16 protein-coding genes and 1 pseudogene are annotated in these 21,987 nt (G+C 71.6%); 6 read left to right on the top strand and 11 right to left on the bottom strand.

Annotation, left to right across the window (positions count from 1 at the left end):
- Positions 1-52: 52 nt before the first annotated feature.
- The 9 genes from nhaA to ABD240_RS06650 all read right to left on the bottom strand — a co-directional run bounded on the left by nhaA (position 53) and on the right by ABD240_RS06650 (position 8,440).
- A complete protein-coding gene (gene nhaA / locus ABD240_RS06690) occupies positions 53-1,309 on the bottom strand; it encodes a Na+/H+ antiporter NhaA (protein ID WP_291795569.1) in 1,257 nt (418 codons plus the stop codon).
- 332 nt (positions 1,310-1,641) lie between these two features.
- Positions 1,642-1,809 (bottom strand): hypothetical protein, encoded by a 168-nt coding sequence (locus ABD240_RS06685; RefSeq protein ID WP_291795566.1) that lies wholly within the window; start codon positions 1,807-1,809, stop codon positions 1,642-1,644.
- A 47-nt stretch (positions 1,810-1,856) separates the two neighbouring features.
- Positions 1,857-2,582, bottom strand: a complete 726-nt coding sequence (locus tag ABD240_RS06680) for an ATP-binding cassette domain-containing protein (RefSeq protein ID WP_344336675.1) — start codon at positions 2,580-2,582, stop codon at positions 1,857-1,859.
- The gene (locus ABD240_RS06675; RefSeq protein WP_425546997.1) at positions 2,572-3,459 is read right to left on the bottom strand and encodes an ABC transporter permease; all 888 of its coding nucleotides are present in this window, start codon (positions 3,457-3,459) and stop codon (positions 2,572-2,574) included. The genes ABD240_RS06680 and ABD240_RS06675 overlap by 11 nt, the downstream gene beginning before the upstream one ends.
- 83 nt (positions 3,460-3,542) lie before the next feature.
- On the bottom strand, positions 3,543-4,361 hold the full coding sequence (gene modA / locus ABD240_RS06670; protein ID WP_291794700.1) for a molybdate ABC transporter substrate-binding protein: 819 nt from the start codon (positions 4,359-4,361) through the stop codon (positions 3,543-3,545).
- A 58-nt stretch (positions 4,362-4,419) separates the two neighbouring features.
- A complete protein-coding gene (locus ABD240_RS06665; protein WP_344336445.1) occupies positions 4,420-4,818 on the bottom strand; it encodes a TOBE domain-containing protein in 399 nt (132 codons plus the stop codon).
- Between the two features lie 205 nt (positions 4,819-5,023).
- The gene (locus ABD240_RS06660) at positions 5,024-6,547 is read right to left on the bottom strand and encodes a molybdopterin-binding protein (RefSeq protein ID WP_344336443.1); all 1,524 of its coding nucleotides are present in this window, start codon (positions 6,545-6,547) and stop codon (positions 5,024-5,026) included.
- A gap of 81 nt (positions 6,548-6,628) precedes the next feature.
- Positions 6,629-6,940 (bottom strand): MoaD/ThiS family protein, encoded by a 312-nt coding sequence (locus ABD240_RS06655; protein ID WP_291794697.1) that lies wholly within the window; start codon positions 6,938-6,940, stop codon positions 6,629-6,631.
- Positions 6,941-7,174: 234 nt separating this feature from the next.
- Positions 7,175-8,440: a GTP 3',8-cyclase MoaA gene (locus ABD240_RS06650; protein ID WP_344336440.1), complete on the bottom strand. Its 1,266-nt coding sequence runs from the start codon at positions 8,438-8,440 to the stop codon at positions 7,175-7,177.
- A gap of 216 nt (positions 8,441-8,656) precedes the next feature.
- On the opposite strand from ABD240_RS06650, the gene putP reads away from it, so the two are divergent.
- Together putP and ABD240_RS06640 are read left to right on the top strand one after the other, a co-directional pair.
- A complete protein-coding gene (putP, locus tag ABD240_RS06645; protein WP_344336437.1) occupies positions 8,657-10,237 on the top strand; it encodes a sodium/proline symporter PutP in 1,581 nt (526 codons plus the stop codon).
- A gap of 99 nt (positions 10,238-10,336) precedes the next feature.
- A complete protein-coding gene (locus tag ABD240_RS06640; protein WP_344336435.1) occupies positions 10,337-11,656 on the top strand; it encodes a molybdopterin molybdotransferase MoeA in 1,320 nt (439 codons plus the stop codon).
- A 153-nt stretch (positions 11,657-11,809) separates the two neighbouring features.
- Here the strand turns inward: ABD240_RS06640 and ABD240_RS06635 are convergent, their stop codons facing one another.
- Positions 11,810-13,336, bottom strand: a complete 1,527-nt coding sequence (locus ABD240_RS06635) for an L-lactate MFS transporter (RefSeq protein ID WP_344336432.1) — start codon at positions 13,334-13,336, stop codon at positions 11,810-11,812.
- A 339-nt stretch (positions 13,337-13,675) separates the two neighbouring features.
- Between ABD240_RS06635 and fdnG the strand changes: the two are divergent.
- The 4 genes and pseudogenes from fdnG to ABD240_RS06615 form a co-directional block, all read left to right on the top strand.
- A pseudogene (fdnG, locus tag ABD240_RS06630) lies at positions 13,676-16,915 on the top strand (formate dehydrogenase-N subunit alpha); the annotation flags it as partial.
- A gap of 416 nt (positions 16,916-17,331) precedes the next feature.
- Positions 17,332-18,732 (top strand): 4Fe-4S dicluster domain-containing protein, encoded by a 1,401-nt coding sequence (locus tag ABD240_RS06625; RefSeq protein ID WP_344336430.1) that lies wholly within the window; start codon positions 17,332-17,334, stop codon positions 18,730-18,732.
- Positions 18,733-19,878 carry an NrfD/PsrC family molybdoenzyme membrane anchor subunit gene (gene nrfD / locus ABD240_RS06620; RefSeq protein ID WP_344336428.1) on the top strand — a complete coding sequence of 382 codons (1,146 nt, stop codon included), beginning with the start codon at positions 18,733-18,735 and terminating at the stop codon, positions 19,876-19,878.
- Positions 19,879-20,188: 310 nt separating this feature from the next.
- Positions 20,189-20,887: a hypothetical protein gene (locus ABD240_RS06615; RefSeq protein WP_344336427.1), complete on the top strand. Its 699-nt coding sequence runs from the start codon at positions 20,189-20,191 to the stop codon at positions 20,885-20,887.
- A gap of 27 nt (positions 20,888-20,914) precedes the next feature.
- Here ABD240_RS06615 and selD read toward each other — a convergent pair whose 3' ends face one another.
- Positions 20,915-21,952, bottom strand: a complete 1,038-nt coding sequence (gene selD / locus ABD240_RS06610; RefSeq protein ID WP_344336426.1) for a selenide, water dikinase SelD — start codon at positions 21,950-21,952, stop codon at positions 20,915-20,917.
- Positions 21,953-21,987 lie beyond the last annotated feature (35 nt).

Genomic DNA, 21,987 nt, shown 5'->3' with positions numbered 1-21,987 from the left:
TCCAGTGCTCCGGAAGCAGCCCCTGCTTCAGCCCCTCCCGCCCGAGGCCGACTCAGCTCTGGTGCTGTGTCTCCGGGCCTGCGGCGGACTCCTGGGCGAGCTTCGCACGGCGGTTCCCGAAGCTCAGGATGACGGAGCCGATCACGGCGGCGACGAAGGAGCCGCCCAGCACGCCGATCTTCACGTGCTCGTCCGCCACGCTCGCCGCACCGAAGGCGAGTTCGCCCACGAGGAGAGAGACCGTGAAGCCGATGCCGGCCACGAAGGACATGCCCGTGAGGTCCGCCCAGCGCAGCTCCGAGTCGAGCCGCATGGAGGGAAGCCGGCTGAGGAGGAAGGTGGCGCCGAGGATGCCGATGGGCTTGCCCAGCACCAGTCCCAGGACGATGCCCAGCGTGATGGGGTCCGCGAAGGCGCTGCGCAGGCCCTCGAGCCCGCCCACTGTGACGCCGGCGGAGAAGAAGGCGAAGATCGGCACGGCGACGAGCGTGGAGATGATGCCCACCTGGTCCGCGAAGTGGGCGGCGAGGCCCTCGTACTCCGGTATTCCGTGCTTGTCGGTACCGACCCGGACGCGCGTGCGGGGCGTGGGGCGCACCGGGACCGTGAAGCCCAGCATCACACCCGCGACGGTGGCGTGGATGCCGGCGGCGTGCACCAGGCCCCAGGTGAGGATGCCCAGTGGCACGAGGATCCACCAGGAGCGCACGCCGCGCTGCACGAGGACGGCGAAGATCGCGAGCGGGACGAAGGCGAGGGCGAACCACAGGAGGTGGAGGTCCGAGGAGTAGAAGATCGCGATGATCGTGATGGCGATGAGGTCGTCGACGATCGCCAGGGTGAGGAGGAAGACGCGCAGCGCCGGCGGGAGGAAGCGGCCCACGACGGCCAGCACCGCGACCGCGAAGGCGATGTCCGTCGCGGTGGGGATGGCCCAGCCGTGCAGGGCCTCGCCGCCGGAGCGCAGGTTGATCACCGTGAAGATGATCGCGGGGACGGCCACGCCTCCCACGGCGGCGGTGATGGGAAGTGCCGCCCGCAGGGGGTTCCGCAGCCGTCCCGCGACGAACTCCTCCTTGAGCTCGAGGCCCACGACGAAGAAGAAGATCGCGAGGAGCCCGTCGGCCGCCCAGGTGCCCACGCTGAGGTCGAGGTGGAGGGCGGACGGGCCGAACACCGTGTCACGGATCCCGGTGTACCAGTCCGCCAGCGGAGTGTTCGCGAGGATCAGCGCCGCTGCGGTGGCCGCCAGCAGGAGTGCGCCGCCGAACGCGTCGGAGTTGAGCGTCTTGCGCACGCCCAGCCACATCTGCGGCGGGGCGTAGCGGACAGGGTTCGACCGGCCCGCGGACTGTGCTGCGGGACCGCCCGCGGGGTCTGAGGGACTGGGCGCCGGAGTGTTCTGCGGCTGTGAAGCTGAGGGGTTCGACACGGGTGAGCCTTTGCGAGAGCTGAGCACGGAATGAGGGATGTGATCCTGGCGCGGTGCATCCGGCACGCCGCTCGGTCGCTGAGAAGCGGTGCGGACACGCGGAGCGGCGGCTGCCGGCGTCGTCGGCGTGAGAGGTTCTCCGCGGCCGGGCCGGTGAGGACGCGGGCGGAACACGCCGGACGGGTGCGCCGGGACGGAGGGACTGCGCCTCAGTGCGCTCTCGGGGGGCAGCCTGCGATCTCGCCGTGGGCGTTGGTGCCCCAGGAGCTGATCCACCCGTTGGTGCCCGGGTGCCGCAGCTGCAGCAGCGGGCGCATGGCGGCCGCCGAGGCGAGCATGCGCGGCAGCCGCTCATGGCGCGGGAGGTTCACAGGCATGGGCCGAGTCTAGGTGACGGCGGTCTCGTTCGCGAAGCGGTGCGGACTCACTCGTCCAGCCTGTGCTCGCGGTCCGCCAGCGCCTCGACCTCCTCGGGGCTGTGGCTCACGAGGACGCAGGTGCGATCCGCGAGGAGTTCGGCGAGGAGCCCGCGCACCAGGGGTGCCGACTGCCTGTCCAGGGCGGCGCCCGGTTCGTCGAGGAGGACCACCTCCGGGTCCGAGGCCAGCGCCCGGGCGATCGCCACGCGCGCCTTCTGCCCGCCGGACAGCGAGGCCGGCCGCATACGGGAGAGGTGCGCGATGCCCAGCTCCCCCAGCAGCGCGTGCGCCCGTTCCCTCGCCTCCGCACCGGTGATACCCGCGTTCCGCAGGCCGAAGGCGACGTTCCCCGCCGCCGTCATGTGCGGGAACAGCCGCGGCTCCTGCATGAGCAGGGTGATGGCCCGCCTGTGCGGAGGCAGGGCCACGGGTCTCTCGCCCTCCCGCAGCAGCGCGCCCGAGGCGGTGAGGAGCCGCGGGCGCTCGCCCGCCGGGCGCGGTGTCGCATCAGCCGGCGGATGCAGCTCGACCCGGGCGTGCGCGGGGACGAGGAGGCCGGCGAGGACCGCAAGTGTCGTGGACTTCCCGGAGCCGTTGGGGCCGGTGAGGGCGAGGGTCTCCCCGCGTCGCACGGCGAGTGAGACGCTGACGCCGCGCTCCGGCACGCTGAACTCGGCGCGGAGGTGGACTCCGTCCGGCCGTCGTCCGGCCGCTGTGTCCTCATGCTCCATGGTCACGTGCGGCCTGCCGTCCCTTGTCGTGTGATCTCCGGCTCTGAGGCAGCGAGTACACCGTGACCACCACCAGCAGGGCGATCGCGACGAGCAGCATGGAGATCGCGGCGGCGGCGTCCGGGTCCGTCTCGCGGGCGAGGTAGATCTCCAGCGGCAGCGTGCGGGTGGTGCCGGCGAGGGAGCCGGCGAAGGTGAGGGTGGCGCCGAACTCGCCCAGCGCACGGGCGAAGGCCAGCACCGCCGCCGAGGCGATCGCGGGGGCCAGCAGGGGCAGGGTCACCGTGGCGAAGGTGCGCCAGGGGCCCGCTCCCAGCACTGCCGCCGCCGTCTCGTAGTCGGTCCCGTGCGTGCGGACCGCACCCTCGACGCTCATCACCGCGAAGGGGAGTGAGACGAAGGTCTGGGCGCAGATCACCGCGGTGGTGGTGAAGGCGATGTCGATGCCGGTGGCCTCCATGGGGGTGGCCAGGAGCCCGGTCCGCCCGAACGTGGCGAGCAGCGCGAGGCCGCCCACCACCGGGGGCAGCACGACGGGCAGCAGGACGAGCGCGCGGAGCACACGGTGGCCCGGGAACGAACGGCGTGCCAGCAGCATGCCCAGCGGGACGCCCAGGAGGACGCAGATCGCTGCGGCTGCGGCCGCCGTCTGGGCGGAGAGGCGCAGTGCGGTGAGCGAATCCTCACGGGTGATGAGTGCGAGGAATTCGCCCCAGGGCACGCGGGCGGCCAGGCCCGCCACGGGCACGAGGATCACCAGTGCGCCCAGGGCCGCCAGCGGCAGGAGGGCGGACGGCACGCCCGGTCGATGCTCACGGGAGCGGGTGCGTGCGCGGGAGCGGATGTGGGTGGGGGCCGAAGGGGGTCCGGGGATCACTGCGCTCCTCTCCGTCGGGATGGGCCGGGGTCCGGCTGTGCGGTGTGCGGGATGTGGTGCTCAGAGTGCGGGGTGCTGGGTGCTCAGGGAGCGGTGAAGCCGGCCTCCTCGAAGATCCTCCAGCCCTCCTCGGAGAGCACGAAGTCGACGAACTCCTGCGCGAGCGCGGGTGAGGCGGAATCCGCGACCGGCGCGATCGGGTAGGTGTTGACGGCGTCCTGGGCCTCCGGGAAGGCGATCCCCTCGACGGCGTCCGAGCCGGCCGCGTCCGTCCGATAGACGAGGCCCGCGTCCGCCTGCCCGCCGGCGACCTTTCCCAGGACATCGGTGACCTGCGGTTCCTCGCTCACGGGGCTGAGCCGGACGCCGGAGGCCTCCTCCACCTTCTCCGTGGCGGCGCCGCAGGGCACCTGCGGCGCGCAGACCACGACGTCCAGGTCCGGGTTGGCCAGATCCGTGAGTGAGGAGACGCCCTCCGGGTTGCCCTCCGGCACCGCGATCTCCAGCACGTTCGTCACGAACGGCGTCGGCTCTCCCGTGAGCAGCGAGTCGTCGACGAGCTGCTGCATCGTCCGCTCATCCGCGGTGGCGACGACATCCGCCGGAGCGCCCTCCGTGATCTGCGCGACGAGGTCGGAGGAGCCCGCGAAGCTCAGCTGCACGTCCACGCCGTCGTGCTGCTCGGAGAAGGCGTCCGTGAGCTGCTCGAAGGTGTCCGTGAGCGAGGCCGCGGCGAAGACCGTGAGGGTGCGGGGCTCCTCGGCCTCCCCGCCCTCCGAGTCCCCGCCTCCGGAGCTGTCCGGGCCGGAGGCGCAGCCGGCCGGCGCGATGAGGAGGCCGGCGGCGAGAGCCGCCGCAGCGATGCGGACGGTGCGGCGAGGGGGCCGGTGGGAGAAGTGCATGAACGTGCTCCTGGTGGGCGGAGTGGCACAGCGGCCGGGGGCAGGGGGCGGAGGCCGATCAGTCCCGGCGAGCGGCCTCGACGATGACCTGAGTGGCCTTGATGACGGCCGTCGCGCGTGAGCCGACCTGAAGATCGAGCTCCTCCCGGGCCTCGGCGGTCATGAGGGACACCACCCGGTTCGGTCCGCACTGCAGCTCGACCTGGGCGACCAGTCCGGAGACCTCGACGCGGGTGACGATGCCGGTGAAGCGGTTGCGGGCGCTGCGCAGCACGGGGTCGTCGTCGTTCTCCGGAGCACGCTGCTTCGCTCTCTCTGCGAGTGAGCGTCCCGTGACCACCTGCACTCCGGCACTGTCGACATCGGCCTGCAGGATCCCGTCGGCGGCCCAGCGGCGGATGGTGTCATCGCTGACCCCGACGAGCCTGGCTGCTTCAGCGATCCGAAAATGCGTCATGAAACTCACATTACACCCGCATGTGCGGGTGGGGACGTCTGCGATGTGCGGATCTGAGGGTCTCGTCCTGTGGCTCGCGGGCGCATCGCCCTGGGCGGGTGCCTCCTCACGCGAGTGATGGGAGCCCACTCCTCGAGAGGCAGCCTCCTCGCGTGAGCGGCGGCCTCACCTCTAGGGCAGCGGCCTCACCACTCGAGAGGCAGCCTCACCATTCGAGAGGCAGGAAGAGGACCCGCTCTCCTGTCCGGACGGAATGCGCGGGCAGCACGATCCATCCCTGTGCACGGGTGAGGCCGCGCATCATGTTCGGCCCGGAGTGTGTGCAGGGCTCCCAGGCGGGTTCGTCCGTGCCGTCGCGAACGGAGGCTGCGTGAGGGCGGGCAGGGACGAGGCGTTCGGCCTTCTGCCGGGGGGAGCCGGCGGCGAGCGGCACGGTGAGGGGCACCTCGGCGGGGGCGCCCCTCATGCCGCGGATCAGCGCACGCCCGGCCACACGCATGGCCGCCATGGCCGCCAGGGGGTTGCCCGGGAGGCCGAGCACCGGGACGGTCCGCCCGTCGGCGCGCACGAGCGCGGCGAGGAGGGTGGGGTGGCCCGGTCGCATGTCCAGCTCCGGGAAGACGATCCGGCCGCCGGTGGACTTCGCGAGCGCGGTGAGCGTCGACCGGATGTGGTCTGCGGCCGAGCGTCCGGTCCCGCCCGTCGTGACGATGAGGTCCGGCGCTTCAGGCGGGTGTGCGTCCGCTGCTGTGGTCATCTCCTCAGAGGTGTGCGCGTTCTCCGCCGTATGCGTGGCCTCCGCCGGGTCCGCGTCCTCAGCAGCGTGGCAGGAGCCTGTGTCCGTGCCGGGTGCGAGCATGTGCGTGAGCGCGTCCCAGGTGTGCGCCGGGTCATCGCCGATCCGGCTCTGGCTCACGATCTGCGCGCCGGAGAGGCCGAGGAGGTGGGGCAGCTGGACGGAGAAGACGTCGCGCACCGTGCCGCGCGCGGGCAGGCCGGCTGAGATGACCTCGTCCCCCGTGTAGAGCAGTGCGGCCCGGGGCGCGGGCAGGACGGGGACGACGTCGTGCCCGCAGACGGCGGCCATCGCGAGTAGGGGAGGGGTGAGGGCGGTGCCGGCAGGGGCGAGGAGATCGCCGGCAGAGGCCTCGTTCCCGGCGGGGCGGATGTGCCTGCCCGGCTCCAGCTCGGAGAGCGGAGCGTCGGGCGCGAGGCCGAGGCGCGCTGACCCGTGCGCTGCGCCGGGCGCTGACCCGTGCGCTGGCGTGGGTGCCGTGCCGCCGGCCGGCGCAGGTTCCGTGCCGTGAGCTGACTCAGGTGCCGCGCCGTGTGCCGAGGAGGCGGTGACCTGGGCGTACTCGCTGCGGATGATGCCGGTGGTGCCGTGGGGCACTGCGCGACCAGTCACCACCGGGCAGGCGCGGCCGGGTGCGAGGACGTGGTCCACTCCGGTCCAGTCCTCGAGGAGCCACGTCTGTGGGGGAGCGGCGGCGGTGGGAGAGGCGGCGTAGGCGTAGCCGTCCATGGCGGAGGAGGGGTAGTGCGGCACCGGGATGGAGGTGCGCAGCTCCTGCGCGAGGATCCGGCCTGCGGCGTCGTGCAGGGGCAGCCACTCCATGCCGTCCGTCATGTCCGCGGCGTCTCGACGACGGCGGGTTGCGAGGGCCTCGCGGCCGAGCGCGTGGGCGAGCGCCATCGCGGTGCGCCAGTCGGGTCGCTCGGCCTGCACGGGTGGTGTGACGTGAACAGGCGACGCAGCCGGAGGAGCAGGGGGCTCGGAGTTCATCGCAGTGACAGTCCGCTCGGCGGCTCAGCCGCCGGCGAAGGGCGGGAGCACGTCCACGCGCATGCCGGGGCGCACCCGGTCCTCGTCGGAGGCCAGGGCCGTGCCGTCGGCGAGGAGGGTGCTCTGGGCGAGGACCTGTTCGAGGCTCGGCTCACCTGCAGGAGGCTCCGGGTGGAGCGAGACGAGCAGTGCGGCGAACTGCTCGCGGGTGGCCTCCTCGAAGGGAAGGATCACCCGCTCCTCCTTGACCTGTCCCGCGGCGGCGCGGGCGGCCGCGAAGTAGCGGACCTCCACGGATCCGCCGGGACCGCGCTTCGCTGCGGACATGCGACTCATGGGCGGGTCTCCTCTCCTGAGCGGTGCTGTGCTGAACGGTGCTCGCCATTCTGCCCTGCGGTGGGAACCGGCGGGAACTCGGGCGCTGCTTCGGCAGAATGCGGGGGAACTGTGCCCTGCCTGCGGGCGGTGGTGGAACTGTGCCCGGCGGTCATAGGCGGCGAGACCGCGCACTGCGGGGACCGCGCACTGCGGGGACCGCGCACTGCGGCGGGAACCGGCAGCACCTCCGACTCATCCCCCGATCGCGCTCATGCTCCGCTCCGGCTGCACGTAGTCCTCGCTGTCCAGACCCACGTGGTCCATGCCGTGCGCCTTGGGCTTGAGCCACATCGCCTGCTGCCAGAGCCGGCCGATCTCCTCGTCGCTCGCGCCCGTCCGCAGCGCGGCGGCCAGATCGAACTCCTCGTGGGAGAAGAGACAGGAGCGGACCCTCCCCTCTGCTGTCACCCGGGTGCGGGTGCATGCCGCGCAGAACGGCTCGGTCACGGAGGCGATGACGCCCACGCGGCCCAGCGGCTGCGCCGTGCCGGCCCCTGGTTCAGCAGCGCGGGCCCTTGGTTCCGCGGCACCCGCAGGCCGGGCCGTGCCGGGCCCCGGCCCGGCACCTCGGGCGAACACCCGCCAGCGTTCGGCAGGCGCACCCGCACGCGGCTCGTCGTCCGGCACCAGGTCCCAGTGCTCTGCCAGCTGTGCCCGCACCTCGGCGGCGGTGACCATGCCCTCCCGGGTCCAGCCGTGGTCCCCGTCCAGCGGCATCTGCTCGATGAAGCGCAGCTGCAGACCGCGTTCCAGGCAGAAGGCGAGCAGCTCCGGCGCCTGATCGTCGTTGACGCCGCGCATGAGCACCGCGTTGATCTTCACGGGGTGGAGGCCGGCGGCCAGCGCGGCCTCCACTCCGGCGAGCACATCGGCGAGCCGGTTCCGCCGCGCCATCGCGGCGAAGGTGTCCGCGTCGATGGTGTCGAGGGAGACGTTGATGCGGGTCAGCCCCGCGTCGCGGAGCGCCTGCGCGCGGCGGGTGAGGCCGATCCCGTTGGTCGTCAGCGCGATGGGCAGCTCCGGGTGCCGCGCGCGCACCCCCGCGATGAGGGACTCGAGGTCCGGCCGGATGAGCGGTTCGCCGCCGGTGAGCCGGAGGTCGCGCACGCCGTGGACGTCCACGGCGATGTCGACGAGGCGGATGACCTCCTCCGCGGTGAGGAGGGAGGACTGCGGCATCCAGTCCATGCCCTCGGCCGGCATGCAGTAGGTGCAGCGCAGATTGCACTTGTCCGTCAGGGAGATGCGGAGGTCCGTGCCGCGCCGGCCGAACCGGTCGTGGAGCCCGGGGGCGGTGGGTGCCGAGGCGGCGCGTCGTCCCAGTTCAGCACGGGTGCGGTCTGCGGCTCGGGTGAGCTGCGCGGCATCGCCGGACATGGCGGCACCGGCCGCATCGCCGGCATCTGCGGCGCCCGGCTCCGCGGTCCTGAGCGTGGGCATTCCGAGTGAGACCTCCATCCCCTCGAGTGTACGGGGGCTGTGGGTGTGTGGGGAGGGGCAGGCGGACGCAGGCGGGGCGGACGCGGGGAGGCATCGGGAGCAGTCGGCAGAGCCGCACGATCCCGCCGGCCCGGTGGTCAGGTCGTCTGCTCCCGGATGTGACCGGCGTGACAAGGCGTTGTGTCTTCCGTATGGTCGAGCCCGCACCTGCCCCCTACGACAGAACTGTTGGCTATGGACCTCACCTTCAAGATCATCGCCGTCGCGATCTACTTCGCGGCCATGATCGTCATCGGCCTCTACGCGTACCGCAAGACGACCGACGGCGACGACTACATGCTCGGTGGGAGGCAGCTGCACCCCTTCACCGCGGCCCTGTCCGCCGGTGCCTCCGACATGTCCGGCTGGCTCATGATGGGCCTCCCCGGCGCCCTCTACCTCTCCGGCATGGTCGAGGCGTGGATGGCCATCGGCCTCACGGTGGGCGCAGCGGTGAACTGGTGGCTGGTCGCACCGCGCCTGCGCCAGTACACGCAGATCGCACGGAACTCGATCACCGTGCCCAGCTTCTTCGAGAACCGCCTGTTTGACCGCACCCGCCTCCTGCGCATCGCCGCCGGTGTGGTCATCCTCGTGTTCTTCACGTTCTACGTCTCCTCCGGCATGGTGGCCGGCGGTGTCTTCTTCCAGTCCACCTTCGGCGGCTCCTACGTGGTGGGCATGCTGCTGGTGGGCGGCGTGACCGTGCTCTACACGCTGTTCGGCGGCTTCCTCGGTGCCAGCTACACGGACGTGGTGCAGGGACTCATCATGCTGGTGTCCCTCATCATCGTCCCCGTCGTCGCGTGCTTCGCCGTGGGCGGTCCGGCGGAGATGTTCTCCAGCGTCGCGCAGGTGAACCCGGACTTCGCGAGCATGACCACCGGCACCAGTGCCATCGCGATCATCTCCGGTCTGGCCTGGGGCGTGGGCTACTTCGGCCAGCCGCACATCATCGTGCGCTTCATGGCGCTGCGGTCCTCACGTGACGCCAAGTACGGTATGGGTGTGGGCGTGGGCTGGATGGCCCTGTGCGTGCTGGGCGCGATCTTCACCGCCATCGCCGGTGTGGCCTACTTCCAGCAGAACCCGGACATGTCGCTCTCCGATCCGGAGGCCGTGTTCCTCGACCTCGCGCAGATCATGTTCCACCCGCTGCTGGGCGGCTTCGTCCTCGCCGCGGTCCTGGCCGCGATCATGTCGACGGTGTCCTCCCAGCTCATCGTCACGAGCTCGGCGCTCGTGGAGGACCTGGTGGGCGTGTCCGGGAAGAAGTTCAGCGCGAACACCGAGCTGTGGCTGGGCCGCACCGGCGTCCTCGTCGTCGCAGTGGTCGCCGGTGCCCTCGCGGTGCAGCGCAATGACACGATCCTCGACCTCGTGGGCTTCGCGTGGGCCGGGTTCGGCGCCGCTTTCGGGCCCATCGTCCTGCTCTCGCTCTTCTGGCGCCGGCTCACCGCGATGGGTGCGCTCGTGGGCATGGTCGCGGGTGCGGTCGTCGCCTTCGTCTGGGGCCAGTGGCAGCCGGACGTGGCGCTGGGCTGGCTGCCCGAACACCTCTACGAGATCGTTCCCGGCTTCCTCGTCTGCCTGCTGCTCGCGGTGCTCGTCAGCCTCGTGACGCCGCAGCCGCCGGCGCAGGCGATGGAGGAGTTCGAGCGGACCGTCCGCGCCGTGAAGCACGGCGAGGAGACGGAGGAGGCGCCGGTCGCCTCAGGTACGGCAGGCACCGCCGGCGCTGCTCGGGGAGGAGCTGCCGCGCCCGAGGCCGGCTGAGGTTCCGGGGCGGCAAGGGCGCCGCGGCCGACTGGGCAGCGCACGAAGGCGGTACGGGAACTCCCGTACCGCCCTCGTGTGCTGGGTACAGTGACCGGCATGACGACTGAGCCTGCCGCCTTCGCCGACTGGGCCTCGGCCCGCACCCTCAGCGAGCACATCGCCGTGCTCGCCCGTGCGCTGTCCACCCGGAGCCTGGGCTGTGAGAGCGTGCCCGTGCAGGCGGCGCTGGGCCGTGTGCTCGCCTCCGACCTGCGCGCACCGCTGAGCCTGCCCGCGTTCGACAACTCGCAGATGGACGGGTTCGCCCTCGCGTCCGCACAGACCCCCGGGCGCTTCACCGTGGAGGGGATGATCCCGGCGGGTGCAGGTGCAGATGCTTCTCGTTCCCCCTCCGTGTCCTCGCCGAGCTCCTCCCTGCCCCTCGTCGTCCCGATCATGACGGGTGCCCCGGTGCCCCCGGGCGCGGATGCGGTGGTGCCCGTGGAGGAGACGGAGGGCTTCGACGCGCCCAGCATCACGGTGGACGCGGTGGAGGCCGGAAGGTTCGTGCGTCCGGCGGGCAGTGACATCGAGGTAGGTGAGACGGCGCTGCCGGCAGACACGGTCCTTCACCCGGCTGCTCTGGGGCTGGTCTCCGCGCTGGGTCTCACCGAGGTGAGGGTGCGCCGGCGGCCTCGCGTGCTGCTCGTGACCGGCGGCGATGAGGTGGTGGCACCGGGCGGCGAGTTGCGCGCCGGACAGATCTTCGACGCGAACACCACCCTGCTCCGCGCGGTCCTCGCGGAGAGCGGCGCACAGGAGGCCGGCAGCCTCACCGTGGACGACACGGTCGACGATTTCCGCACCGCGCTCGCCCGCGCCGTGCGCGAGTGCGCGCCGGATCTCATCCTCACGAGCGGGGGCATCAGCGCCGGCCGGTTCGAGGTGGTGCGTCAGGCCTTTGCACCTGGTGCGCAGGTGGGCGAGGGCGTCACTGCAGATGAGGGTATCGACGCACAGGTGGGCTTCGGTTCGGTGGCGATGCAGCCCGGCGGTCCGCAGGGTGTGGGCGTGGTGCATGCAGCGGATGCCGTCATCCCCGTGGTGTGCTTCCCCGGCAACCCCGTGAGCACGTGGACCAGCGCGCAGCTGCTGCTGCGCCGGGCTTTCAAGGACGCGTGGGGAGTGGGCCGGCCGCTGCCGCAGGTGCAGGCCATGCTCACCGAGGACATCCCCTCGCTGCCTGGCAAGACGCAGGTGCGCCGGGTGCGCCTGTCGCAGGAAGGTGCGCAGCTGCAGGTGCGGGCGCTGCCCGGGACCAGTTCCCACCTGCTGGCCCGTGCCGTGGACGCGAACGCCTTCCTCCTGGTCCCGGCCGGCCGCGGCACGATCCCCGCCGGTGAGGAGCTCACGGCAGTCGTACTGCAGGAGGAGTGACCCGCTGCGCTGCCGCGGCCATCGGGGAGGGGCGGCCCGCGGCCCACAACGACGACGCCCGCTTTCCGTCCTGGACACCCGTCTGTTCGCGGAGAGAAGCGGGTGTCCAGGAAGGAAAGCGGGCGTCATGCAGGCGGGACCCGGGGGAGAACCTCAGCCCGTGAAGAGGCCTGCGGCGGTGGTGGCGGTCTGGATGACGCCGTACGCCAGCGCCCCCACGACGATCACCGCGAGCACCACCGCGACGACGGTGTGCGCCCGCCCGGCGGCAGCGGCGGCCGTGCCGTTCTCGCGAGTCGCGGAGGCCTCGGCGGCGGATTCCCGGTCCGCTTCCGCCTTGGCGGCCACGACCTCCGGGTCCTCGAAGTGGTCCGGGTTCATCCTGTGGATGAGGAGGTTCGCGATGAGGCCCACCGCCAGCACTCCCACCATGATGAAGAGCGAGAGGCGATAGAGGTCGAAGCCCTCCTGCCCGGCAGCGCGCTGGGACTCCACCACGGAGTTGACGATGAGCGGACCGGCGATGCCCGCCGCGGACCAGGCGGTGAGGAGGCGACCGTGGATGGCGCCCACCTGGTACACCCCGAACAGGTCCTTGAGGTAGGCCGGGATCGTGGCGAACCCGCCGCCGTAGAACGAGAGGATGACGAGGGCGGAGATCACGAACAGCGCCAGCGACTGCGAGCCCATCGTGGCCAGGAGCAGGTACAGGAGCAGGCCCACGCCCAGGTAGAGGATGTAGGTGTTCTTGCGGCCGATGTAGTCCGAGACCGTGGACCAGACGAAGCGCCCGCCCATGTTGAAGATGGAGAGCAGGCCCACGAACCCGCCTGCGGCCACGGCGGTGATGGCGAACGAGGACTGGATCATGGGCGAGGCGGACTCGAGGATGCCGATGCCGGCCGTGACATTGGTGAAGAGGACGACCCACAGCAGCCAGAACTGCGGTGTGCGCATGGCCTGCTTCACGGAGACGTCGCCCTTCGACTGCATGGGCTTGGCGGTGGCCTGGGCGGGATCGAAGCCGGCCGGGCGCCAGTCCGGGTGGGGGAGGCGGATGACGTAGGCGCCCAGCGCGATCACCACGAGGTAGATGACGGCGAGGGTGAGGAAGGTCTGCGAGACGCCGTCGGCCAGATTCTCCTCACCGCCGCCGAAGAACGCCATGAGCGCGTTCGAGGCCGGGCTGGCGATGAGCGCACCGCCGCCGAACCCCATGATCGCCAGACCCGTGGCCAGGCCCGGACGGTCCGGGAACCACTTCATGAGCGTGGAGACGGGGGAGATGTAGCCGATCCCCAGTCCGATGCCGCCGATGAAGCCGTAGCCGGCGTAGACCAGCCAGAGCTGGCCGGTCGCGATGCCGAGCGTGGCGACGAAGAAGCCCACGACCCAGAAGGCGCCGGCGGTCACCATCGACTTCCGCGGCCCCACCTTCTCCACCCAGGGACCTGCGATGGCGGACGAGATGCCGAGCATGGCGATGGCGAGCGAGAAGATCCAGCCGATCGCCACATCGCCTCCCTCGCCCATCCGGAAGTGCTCCGCCAGCGGGTTCTTGAAGACGGAGAACGCGTAGGCCTGGCCGATGCTGAGGTGGATCGCCAGGGCCGCCGGCGGGATGAGCCAGCGGTTGAATGTCACCGGTGCGATGATCGCGTCGCGGTCGAGAACGGACATGGAGGGTGGCTCCTCGGGTTCGGTGTGCGGGCTTCTCCGCGGATGTTCGGAATCGCGGAGGACTCTACCCGCACGTGTGCCGTTCGCCTAGGGGGCTCGGCCCGGCGGGATCCGAGGGCTGCGCTCCGCGGAATCCCAGGGCTCCGCCCGGCGGGGTCCGAGGGCTGCGCAGGACGGAATCGAGGGAACCCGCCTTGGGTCTCCCGCCGGACGCGCCCACCGGCGTGAGCATGCGCGGGCCCGCACGGCGGACCATGCGGATCCGCCGGGGGAATCCGTGCGGAGGATGGGGCTGATCGCGCCGCGGCCGTGGGCGGTGAGACTGCTAATCTGAGACGCATGGTGAGGTTCAGTCCTTTGGAGTGGCCGGTCTTCCGGCAGCTGCGCTCCGGCGACGTCACGGGCCGCGGCCCGGCGGTGACGTCCGCGAAGACGCGGGCGACGGCGCCGCGCACCACGACGGCGGACCGGGTCGTGCAGTCGGTGTGCCCGTACTGTGCAGTGGGATGCGGCCAGAACGTCTTCGTGCGCGACGAGAAGGTCGTGCAGATCGAGGGGGACAAGGACTCGCCCGTCTCGCGAGGCCGTCTCTGCCCCAAGGGCTCCGCGAGTGAGCAGCTCGTCAACGCCTCCGGCCGTGCCACGGAGATGCTCTACCGCGCGCCGCGGTCCACACAGTGGCAGAAGCTCGACCTCGACACCGCCATGGACATGATCGCGGAGCGCTTCGTCGAAGCTCGCCGGAAGCACTGGCAGGACACGGACGAGGCGGGGCGGAGGCTCAACCGCACCATGGGCATCGTGAGCCTGGGCGGCGCCACCATCGACAACGAGGAGAACTACCTCCTCAAGAAGCTCTTCACCGCAGCCGGCGCCATACAGATCGAGAACCAGGCGCGCATTTGACACTCCGCCACGGTTCCCAGTCTGGGAACCTCATTCGGGCGGGGCGGCGCGACGCAGTCTCTCCAGGACATGGCGAATGCGGACTGCATCGTCATCCAGGGCTCCAACATGGCCGAGTGCCACCCTGTGGGCTTCCAGTGGGTCACTGAGGCCAAGGCTCGGGGAGCTCGGGTCATCCACGTGGACCCCCGCTTCACGCGCACCACCGCGCTCGCGGACAAGCACGTCCCCATCCGGGCGGGCTCCGACGTGGTGCTCCTGGGCGCGCTCATCAGCCGTGTGCTGGACGAGGGCCTCTACTTCGAGGAGTACGTGCGCGCCTACACGAACGCCGCGACGCTCGTGAGCGAGGACTTCCTCGACTCCGAGGACCTCGACGGGCTGTTCTCCGGCTACGACCCGGAGACCCACAGCTACGACGATGCGACGTGGGGCTATCAGCGCGACGCGGACGGCAGGCCCGTGCGGGACGAGACGCTCACGCACCCGCGCTCGGTCTTCCAGATCCTCAAGCGGCACTACTCGCGCTACACGGCGGAGATGGTCGAGGAGGTCTGCGGGATCTCGCGTGAGGACTTCGAGTACCTGCTCGCCTCCATCACGGAGAACTCCGGCCGTGAGCGCACCACCTGCTGGGCCTACGCGGTGGGCTGGACCCAGCACACCCTGGGTGCCCAGTTCATCCGCACCTCGGCGATCCTGCAGCTGCTGCTGGGCAACATGGGACGGCCGGGCGGAGGAGTCATGGCCCTGCGCGGCCATGCGACGATCCAGGGCGCCTCGGACATCCCCACGCTGTTCAACCTGCTCCCGGGATACATCCCCATGCCGGTGGCCGGGAAGCACGACACCTACGAGCAGTGGATCCAGGCGGTGGGCACGCCGGAGCAGCACAAGGGCTACTGGGCAAACGGCGAGTCCTATGCGGTGAGCCTGCTCAAGGCCTGGTGGGGTGACGCCGCGACCCGGGAGAACGACTGGGCCTACGACTACCTGCCGCGGATCAACGGCGCGCACGGCACCTACCAGTCCATGATGCTCATGCTCGAGGACAAGGTGGACGGGTTCTTCGTGTTCGGGCAGAACCCGGCCGTGGGCAGTGCGAACGGCCGCATGCAGCGGCTGGCCATGAGCCATCTCAAGTGGCTGGTGGTGCGCGACTTCCAGCAGATCGAGACGGCGACCTGGTGGAAGGACGGCCCGGAGATCGAGTCCGGTGAGCTGCGCACGGAGGACATCGAGACCGAGGTCTTCTTCATGCCCGCGGCCAACCACACGGAGAAGGCCGGCAGCTTCACGCAGACGCAGCGGATGGTGCAGTGGCGCCACCAGGCCGTGCGGCCGCCCGGCGACGCGCGCAGCGATCTCGAGTTCCTCAACGACCTGGGTCTGCGCGTGCGCGCCCTGCTGCAGGACTCCGACGATCCGCGCGACCGTCCGCTGCTGGACCTCACCTGGGACTATCCGGTGGATGAGCACGGGGAGCCGGACGCCGAGGCCGTGCTCAAGGAGATCAACGGCTACCGCGTGCCCGAGGCCGGTGCGACAGCCGGATCTGAGGCCGCTCGTGCAGATGACGCCGGTGCTGCGGAGAGCGCGGGTCCGTCCCGGAACGCACTGGTCGACGGTGAGCCGCTGAACGGCTTCACGGAGATGAGGGCGGACGGCAGCACTGCCGGCGGCTGCTGGATCTACTCCGGCGTGTACGCCGGCGGGGTGAACCAGGCCGCGCGCAGGAAGCCGGGCCAGGAGCAGGACGAGACGGCCGCCGAATGGGGCTGGGCCTGGCCGGCGAACCGCCGCATCCTCTACAACCGCGCCTCCGCGGACCTCGAGGGGAAGCCGTGGTCGGAGCGGAAGAAGCTCATCTGGTGGGACGAGGACGCCGGCCGCTGGGTGGGCAACGACGTGCCGGACTTCCCGGTCGACCGTGCGCCGTCCGCGCGTTCCGGTGTGGCCGCGGGCGGGCCTGCGAACCTCGACGGCGACGACCCGTTCATCATGCAGGCCGACGGCAAGGGATGGCTGTTCGCACCCACCGGCATGGTCGACGGCCCGTTGCCCACGCACTACGAGCCGCAGGAGTCCGCGGTCCCCAACCTGCTGTACAAGCAGCAGAACAGCCCCTCCCGGCTGACCCTGCCCGCGCAGGACAACATGTCCGCACCGGGGCCGGGCGTCCCGGGCTCCGAGGTGTACCCCTACGTCTTCACGACGTACCGGCTCACCGAGCACCACACCGCCGGCGGCATGTCGCGGTGGCTGCCGTACCTGGCGGAGCTGCAGCCGGAGATGTTCTGCGAGGTCTCCCCGGAGCTCGCGGCGGAGGTGGGGCTCGAGCCCTACGGCTGGGCGACGATCGTCTCCCCGCGTGCCGCGATCGAGGCGCGGGTGCTGGTGACCCGGCGCATGACGCCCCTGACCATCGCGGGGCGGACCGTCCACCAGATCGGGCTGCCGTACCACTGGGGCGTGGGCGGAGAGGCAGTCGTCGAGGGCGACTCCACGAACGACCTGCTGGGCATCGCGATGGATCCCAACGTGAGCATCCAGGCGGCGAAGTACGTGGCCGGCACGATCATGCCCGGACGCCGGCCGCGCGGGCCGGAGCGGCTGGACCTCGTGGAGAAGCTGCGGAGCGAGGCGGGGCTCACGCTGGACTCCGGCAACCGGCATGCGACGGTGCCCGTGGAGGATCTGGAGCGGTCCGCCGAGGGCCTCCGTGCGGGTCTTCGGACGGACGCGGGCGTCGACGAGGACCCGGCCTCGGGCGCGGGCTCCGGGGACGGTGCTTCCCAGGAGGCCGCCTCCCACGACTCCGCGGCGATGTCCGCAGCCGCCTCCGGGGTGAGCGCCGAGGGTCATGAGGGCGCCGCGCTCCACATGGACGCCCATGAGCGCAGCGGCGCGGCGGACATCAGACCGGGCCGCGGGGCGGAGAACCCGGGCGGCCGGGCGGAGAACGGTGAGGCCGAGGACAGTGCCGGAACCGGAGCTGAGACCGCGGGCGGCGCTGATGCCGGAGCCAGTTCCGGTGATGGTGCTGATCCCGGTGCCGAGGACGACGAGCAGGGAGAGGACGAGCGCGGATGACGGAGCAGCTGACGGCGGCACCCGCTGGCGCGACTGCGCGCGGTGGGGCGGTGAACGGGGGAGACGACCCCATCGCCGCTGTGCACTGGGGTGCGCAGGCGCAGGAGCGCAAGGGCTTCTTCACCGACACCTCCATCTGCATCGGCTGCAAGGCGTGCGAGGTCGCCTGCAAGGAGTGGAACCGGAACCCGCAGGACGGCACGTTCGAGCTGCTGGGCTCCTCCTACGACAACACCGGCGGTCTGGGCGCCAACACCTGGCGGCACGTCGCCTTCATCGAGCAGGACGGCGAGAGGATCGCCCAGGCGCGCGAGTCCGGCCGCAGGCTGGTGGGGCTCGGCATGCCGACGGTGCGGCCACCGGACGGCGCGGCTCCGGACGGCACTGCGGTGGGCGGCACGCCTGCGGCCGCTGCGCGTGCAGGCGGGTGCGGGTCGCATTCCGCGCAGGCCGCGGGCGGCTGCGGCTCCGGGACGGGCGGCTGCGCATGCGGCGGGCCCGCCGGTGCGGCCTCGGCGGCAGGCCCGGCAGCGAGTCCGGGCGTCTCCGGCGGCGCTGACCAGAACCTCGGCGGCCCCCTGGGCGAGCTGCTCGACGATTCCGGGGCGGGCCCCGTGGGCCTGGCGGGTTCGCTGGCCTCGAACGGGCTGGCGGCGCACTCACCGGCCTCGGACGGCTCACCCGCACCGGCCTCGGGCGGGGTGGATGTGCTGGATCCGGGTGGCGAGGGCTCCCTCGCCGGTGTGGACACGACCCCGCCGGACACGGCTGACTTCCGCTGGCTCATGTCCTCCGACGTGTGCAAGCACTGCACGCATGCCGGCTGCCTCGACGTCTGCCCCACGGGCGCGCTGTTCCGCACGGAGTTCGGCACCGTGGTGGTGCAGAACGACGTGTGCAACGGCTGCGGCACGTGCGTGGCCGGCTGCCCGTTCGGCGTGATCGAGCGGCGCGACGACGGCACCATCAACACGCCCACGCAGCGTGATCGCAAGGCCGCGGAGATGGACGTGCCGGACGCCGGGACGGCCAACAAGTGCACCCTCTGCTACGACCGCCTCGTGGACGGGCAGACGCCGGCCTGCGCGCAGACCTGCCCGACGACGTCGATCAAGTTCGGCGACCGTGACGACATGGTCGACAAGGCGCGCACACGGGTGAAGCAGCTCCACGCGCAGGGGCTCACCGAGGCCCGTCTCTACGGTGCCAACCCGCACGACGGAGTGGGCGGCACGGGCTCCGTGTTCCTCCTGCTCGACGAGCCCGAGGTCTACGGTCTGCCGCCGGACCCGCGGGTCGCCACCAAGGATCTGCCGGGGATGTTCGCCACCGCCGGCATCGCCGCACTCGGCATGGTCGCAGCCGCCGGACTCGCTTTCCTGGGAGGGCGTCGCTGAATGAGCGTCTCCGAATTCGATGCGTACCGTCCGCCGGAGCCCGCCGGCGGGAGGAGGAAGCGCCGCCGAGGCGGGGGCCGGGGTCAGGGCTGGCGGAACCGCGGGGCCGAGGGCAACCGCGAGATGCCGATGGTCGAGGACGTCGAGTTCACCTCGTACTACGGCCGCCCCATCGTCAAGGCGCCGCCGTGGGGCGACGAGATCTCGACCTACCTGTTCCTGGGAGGCCTGGCCGGGGGGTCCACGCTGCTGGCGCTGGGCGCACAGCTCACGGACCGCCCCGTCATGCGGGTGTCCTCGCGGTTCATCGCGCTGGGAGCGACCATGCTGGGCGGTCTGGCGCTCGTGGAGGACCTGGGCCGTCCTGAGCGCTTCCTCAACATGATGCGCACGGTGAAGGTCACCTCGCCCATGAGCCTGGGCACGTGGATCCTGTCCGGGTTCGGCGTGGGTGCGGGGACGACCGCGGCGATCGAGGTGGACCGTCTCACGGGAGAGAGGCTCCCCCTGGGCCCGCTGCGCCCGGTGCTGCACGCGCTGGAGACCCCTGCCGCGGTGGAGTCCGCCGTGTTCGCGGCACCGCTGGCCGCCTACACGGGCGTGCTGCTGGGCGCGACGGCTGTGCCCACGTGGAACGCCGCTGGGCGGAACGGGCTGCCGCTCGTGTTCGTCTCCTCGGCCGCGATGGCCGCAGGAGGTGCTGCGCTGGTCGCCTCACCCGTGCGGGAGGCCGGCCCCGCCCGGCTCATGGCGCTCGCGGGCGCTGCCGGCGATGTCGCCGCGATGTCCGCGATGAAGAAGCGCATGCACCCGGCGGAGGTGGAGCCGATGGAGACCGGCGAGCCCGGCCGCAAGCTCCACCGTTCGGAGAAGCTGCTGGTGGCGGGTGCAGCGGGCGTCGCGGCCGTGGAGGCGGGAGTGCGGCTCCTGCGTCCGGGCCGGAAGACGCGTGCGGTGCTGCGCGCCGCGTCCGTGGTGAGCGGAGCGGCGCTGGCCGCGGCCTCGGCGTACACGCGGTTCGGGGTGCTGGAAGCGGGCCTCGAGTCCGTGAAGGATCCGCGTCACGTGGTCGAACCGCAGCGCGCCCGCCTGGAGGAGCGTCGTGCACGCGGCATCACGCACGACTCGATTACGACGGCGGAGTGAACAGAGCGGATGCCGTCCGCGGCACACGGTGCCGGACGGACTACCCGCTCTTGAGCTGGGCGCCTGTTGCCGAACCTGAACCGTTGCCCATGGGGCCGAGGTGAGGACGCGTTCCACGCGCTAGAGGAAAGACCAGGGGCCCTGGTTTTTCCTCTACTGCTGGGTTGCCCTGCTGCCGGTCCTGCTCGGCCACCAGCTGCTTCCGAGGAGCGGCGGCATTCTGCCGTCCGTGATCGGCTGCCGGTCCTGCATATGCTGGAGGCCCGGGCGCGAGTGTCCGCGCCTGCAGTCGAGCGAGGCGGGAACGCGCATGTCCGAAGATGAACTCCGGCCGGTAGATGCCTCCCGGAAGCCCGGCGAGCCTGTGATCGTAGAGGTGTGGGCGGGCAGGCTGATGTCAGGCACCTGGATGTTCCGGGTCCCCGGGGTCCTCGTGCCGCGTCCGGAGGAACCCCTCACCGATTCCGAGGGCGTGATCTGTGAGCTGGACGGCCCGTGTGGCAGCTGGGCCGGGCCCAGCGCTGCGGATGACCACTCGGTGCCGGCCTGGGGATTTGCGCGGAAGGCCGTGGCGATCGAGTCGGAGGCCCGGTATGTGGTGGGGACCCTGACCGGGGTCTCGGAAGATGAGATCGACATACGGCTGCAGTTCGATCTCCCGGACCGCATGGCTGAGGCGCTCCAGGCGGCTGCAGCGCGGGAGCGCCAAGGCCGCGAGCTGCTGGCCGAATCCGCACGCATACGCAGGGAGTGCGCCGGGGAGATGTACCGCGACGGCCTCACTCACGCTGAGATCGGGTTGGTGATGGGCATCTCCCCGCAACGGGTGCAGCAGCTGTCGCCGTCGAAGCGTGCGCTCGCAGAGGAGCAGACGCGTGAACGCACGCGGCTCGAACGCGTCCGTGTGGACGCCGCGCGGCGGAACTGGGCAGCCTCACGGAAAGGGGTGCGCAGTGACGATGCGGAGCTCGGGCGCGGGGCCTTCGATCCTTCCGCACGCGACTGCTGACCGCGTGCCGGTCGCGTTCGGCCGCTCTCAGCGCACTGTGAGGCCCTCGCCCGCCACCGTCTCGCCGATGACGGGGTAGCCCGGCACCTCGCCCACGACGAGGAGACCGCCGGAGGTCTGGGCGTCGGCGAGGAAGAGGAGATCGTCCTCGCCGACGCCGGCCCCAGCCGTGAGGTGCGGACGCACCCAGTCCAGATTCCGCCGCGTGCCGCCGGAGACGAAGCCGTCGCGCAGGGCCTCGGCGGCGCCCTCGACCATGGGAACGGCGGCACGGTCGATCACGGCCCCCACGCCCGAGGCACGCACCATCTTGTGGAGGTGGCCCAGCAGGCCGAAGCCGGTGACGTCCGTGGCCGCGCGAGCTCCCGCCTCGAGCGCGGCGAGGGAAGCGTTGCGGTTGAGCTGCGTCATCGTCGTGACTGCGGCCTCGAACACCTCCCCGGTGGCCTTGTGGCGGTTGTTGAGGAGGCCCACGCCCAGCGGCTTGGTGAGCGTGAGCGGGAGACCGGCCTCGGCGGCGTCATTGCGCAGCAGCCGGTGGGGTTCGGCCGTGCCGGTCACGGCCATGCCGTACTTGGGCTCCGGATCGTCGACCGAGTGCCCGCCGATCACGGGACACCCAGCCTCCTGTGCAACCGCGAGCCCGCCGCGCAGCACCTCGGTGAGGAGCTCCATGGGCAGGGTGTCGCGGGGCCATCCCACCAGATTGATCGCGACGACGGGTGTGCCGCCCATCGCGTAGACGTCGGAGAGGGCGTTCGCTGCGGCGATCCGCCCCCAGTCGTAGGCGTCGTCGACGACGGGGGTGAAGAAGTCGGCGGTGGAGAGGACCGCGAGGTCGTCGCGCACCTGCACCGCGGCGGCATCGTCGCCGTCGTCCAGTCCCACCAGCACCGAACCGTACTGCTGGCCGGTGAGCGCCGCGACGGCGTCCTCGAGCTCGCCCGGCGGGATCTTGCAGGCGCAGCCGCCGCCGTGGGCCAGGGTGGTGAGGCGGGGTGCGGGGGAGGAGTTCGCGGGCCGGTCTGCGGGGGCCGAGGCTGCGGCGGCGGGAACGGTGCTCATGCCGCCGAGTCTAGGAGGTGGAGCCGCAACGGGCT

The sequence above is a fragment of the Brevibacterium salitolerans genome (assembly GCF_039531405.1).
GTDB lineage: Bacteria > Actinomycetota > Actinomycetes > Actinomycetales > Brevibacteriaceae > Brevibacterium > Brevibacterium salitolerans.
The sequence above is the reverse complement of the archived record's forward strand: the minus strand, read 5'-3'. Positions and strand labels throughout refer to the sequence as shown.

Excerpts from the sequence above, each read along its gene's own strand:
- nhaA (WP_291795569.1), bottom strand. The coding sequence starts at position 1,309 with ATGTGGCTGGGCGTGCGCAAGACGCTCAACTCCGACGCGTTCGGCGGC.
- ABD240_RS06685 (WP_291795566.1), bottom strand. The coding sequence starts at position 1,809 with ATGCCTGTGAACCTCCCGCGCCATGAGCGGCTGCCGCGCATGCTCGCC.
- ABD240_RS06680 (WP_344336675.1), bottom strand. The coding sequence starts at position 2,582 with ATGGAGCATGAGGACACAGCGGCCGGACGACGGCCGGACGGAGTCCAC.
- modA (WP_291794700.1), bottom strand. The coding sequence starts at position 4,361 with ATGCACTTCTCCCACCGGCCCCCTCGCCGCACCGTCCGCATCGCTGCG.
- ABD240_RS06665 (WP_344336445.1), bottom strand. The coding sequence starts at position 4,818 with ATGACGCATTTTCGGATCGCTGAAGCAGCCAGGCTCGTCGGGGTCAGC.
- ABD240_RS06655 (WP_291794697.1), bottom strand. The coding sequence starts at position 6,940 with ATGAGTCGCATGTCCGCAGCGAAGCGCGGTCCCGGCGGATCCGTGGAG.
- ABD240_RS06650 (WP_344336440.1), bottom strand. The coding sequence starts at position 8,440 with ATGGAGGTCTCACTCGGAATGCCCACGCTCAGGACCGCGGAGCCGGGC.
- putP (WP_344336437.1), top strand. The coding sequence starts at position 8,657 with ATGGACCTCACCTTCAAGATCATCGCCGTCGCGATCTACTTCGCGGCC.
- ABD240_RS06640 (WP_344336435.1), top strand. The coding sequence starts at position 10,337 with ATGACGACTGAGCCTGCCGCCTTCGCCGACTGGGCCTCGGCCCGCACC.
- ABD240_RS06635 (WP_344336432.1), bottom strand. The coding sequence starts at position 13,336 with ATGTCCGTTCTCGACCGCGACGCGATCATCGCACCGGTGACATTCAAC.
- ABD240_RS06625 (WP_344336430.1), top strand. The coding sequence starts at position 17,332 with ATGACGGAGCAGCTGACGGCGGCACCCGCTGGCGCGACTGCGCGCGGT.
- nrfD (WP_344336428.1), top strand. The coding sequence starts at position 18,733 with ATGAGCGTCTCCGAATTCGATGCGTACCGTCCGCCGGAGCCCGCCGGC.
- ABD240_RS06615 (WP_344336427.1), top strand. The coding sequence starts at position 20,189 with ATGTCCGAAGATGAACTCCGGCCGGTAGATGCCTCCCGGAAGCCCGGC.
- selD (WP_344336426.1), bottom strand. The coding sequence starts at position 21,952 with ATGAGCACCGTTCCCGCCGCCGCAGCCTCGGCCCCCGCAGACCGGCCC.